Below are 1,799 nucleotides of genomic sequence, written 5' to 3'. Positions count from 1 at the left end.
ACAACGCGGACGAGGCCACCCGCAGCCAGTTGAGCTTCCTGTTCGGTGGCGTCATCTACGACCTCGGCGGCACGCTGCTGGGACTGCGGCCGGTTGCCACCGACCGCTTCGACGAGGACCGCGCCGGGCTCGACCACATCGCGTTTCGGGTCGCCAGCAAGGATGAATTAGACTCGGCCGCAGCGCATCTCGATGAGCTCAGCGTGACGCACGAGCCCGTAAAAGACATCGGGCCGTCGTACATCCTGGAGTTCCGCGATCCCGACAACATCGCCCTGGAGCTCACGGCACCGAAGTAGGAGGAGGCCATGTCCATCAGCTTCAACCACACCATCGTCGCCGCCCGGGACAAGCACGAGTCCGCGGAGTTCCTCGCCGAATTGTTCGGCCTGCCCAGCCCAAAGCCGTTCGGCCACTTCATGGTTGTCGAACTCGAGCACGGCGCCAGCCTGGACTATGCGGATGCTTCCGACGGCGGGGAGATCCCGCGGCAGCACTATGCCTTCCTGGTGTCCGAAGAGGAATTCGACACGATCTACGGCAAGATCTCCTCGCGCGGCCTGGAGCACTGGGCCGACCCGGGCGCCAAGCGGCCCGGCGAGATCAACCGCAGGGACGGCGGGCGCGGCGTGTACTTCCTCGATCCCTCGGGACACGCCATGGAGATTCTCACCCGCCCCTACGGGTCCGGGGGCTGACGCTCCGGCGGGCCGCGCCGCCTATTCGCCGGCGTGCGGTGTGCCGTGCCGCACGCTCTCCTGTGCCCGATAATCGTGGGCGAATTGCGCGACATGCTCGGGCAGTGCGTTGGCGGCGACGTCGGCCAGGGTTGTTTCCTCGAGCACCGACCGCATGCTGGCGCGCAACGCCCGCCAGACGTCGGTGAGCGCCGCGGTGGGACCGGAATAGGGCAGATCCCCCAGCCCGATGTCGCGCACGCTCGCCAGTGGCCCGTCGATACAGCGCAATACGTCGGCGATGCTGATCTCGTCTCCGGGACGGGCCAGCTCGTAGCCGCCTTCGCGGCCCCGATGGCTCTTCACCAGGCGGTCGGTGCGCAGGTTGGTCAGGATGTCGACGAGGAATTGCGGCGGTATGCCCTGCGCTTGGGCCAGGTCGTCGGTTTTCACCAATGTCCCGCTGGGGACCGTGGCGAGCTGGACCATGGCCCGCACCGCGTACTCCGCCTTCGCCGACATGCGCACTCTCAGAATTGTGCCACTCGGCGCGCGAATTTCGGTGCAGCCGGGCTGTGCCGGTGCGCTAACCCCGCGATTCGAGCAAATCGACGATGCTGCGCGCCTGTTCCTCGACGGTACGGTCCGGTGTAAGCCGCAGGTCGGGGTTGACCGGCGGCTGATACGGGCTGTCGATGCCGGTGAAGTGTGCGATCTCGCCCGCGCGGGCCTTGGCGTACAACCCCTTCGGATCACGCTGCTCGCATTCTTCGATCGGGGTATCGCAGAACACCTCGACGAAGTCGAACCCCGCGGCGGCGTGCACATTACGAGCCATCTCGCGCTGCTCGGTCAGCGGGCTGATCGCCGGTACCAGCACGACGTTGCCGCAGTCGGCGAGCAACGCCGCCACATGCGCCAGCCGGCGCAGATTCTCGGCTCGGTCGGCCATGCTGAAGCCCAGGTCGGCATTCAAACCATGTCGCAGGTTGTCGCCGTCGAGAACGTAAGCGGGCGTGCCCTTTTCGAGCAGCACCTGCTCGACCAGCATGGCCACCGATGATTTGCCGGAACCGGACAGGCCGGTGAACCACACCGTCTTGCCCCGCGGCCGGGCTTCGG

4 protein-coding genes are annotated in these 1,799 nt (G+C 66.8%); 2 read left to right on the top strand and 2 right to left on the bottom strand.

Going from position 1 to position 1,799, the window contains the following annotated elements:
• Together A5697_RS16150 and A5697_RS16145 are read left to right on the top strand one after the other, a co-directional pair.
• The coding region (locus A5697_RS16150; RefSeq protein WP_068011385.1) for a VOC family protein at positions 1-299 on the top strand (299 nt) is incomplete at its 5' end.
• Positions 300-308: 9 nt separating this feature from the next.
• Positions 309-698 (top strand): VOC family protein, encoded by a 390-nt coding sequence (locus A5697_RS16145; protein ID WP_067951070.1) that lies wholly within the window; start codon positions 309-311, stop codon positions 696-698.
• A 21-nt stretch (positions 699-719) separates the two neighbouring features.
• On the opposite strand, the gene A5697_RS16140 is transcribed toward A5697_RS16145, so the two are convergent.
• Together A5697_RS16140 and cysC are read right to left on the bottom strand one after the other, a co-directional pair.
• Entirely contained in the window at positions 720-1,205 is a 486-nt protein-coding gene (locus A5697_RS16140; protein WP_067951071.1) for an RrF2 family transcriptional regulator, read from the bottom strand.
• A gap of 58 nt (positions 1,206-1,263) precedes the next feature.
• Positions 1,264-1,799: adenylyl-sulfate kinase (gene cysC / locus A5697_RS16135; protein ID WP_068011384.1), on the bottom strand; the 536-nt coding region annotated here is incomplete at its 5' end.

This window comes from Mycobacterium sp. E3251, from assembly GCF_001666835.1.
Taxonomy (GTDB): Bacteria; Actinomycetota; Actinomycetes; order Mycobacteriales; family Mycobacteriaceae; genus Mycobacterium.
This window is presented reverse-complemented; position numbering and strand designations above follow the sequence as displayed.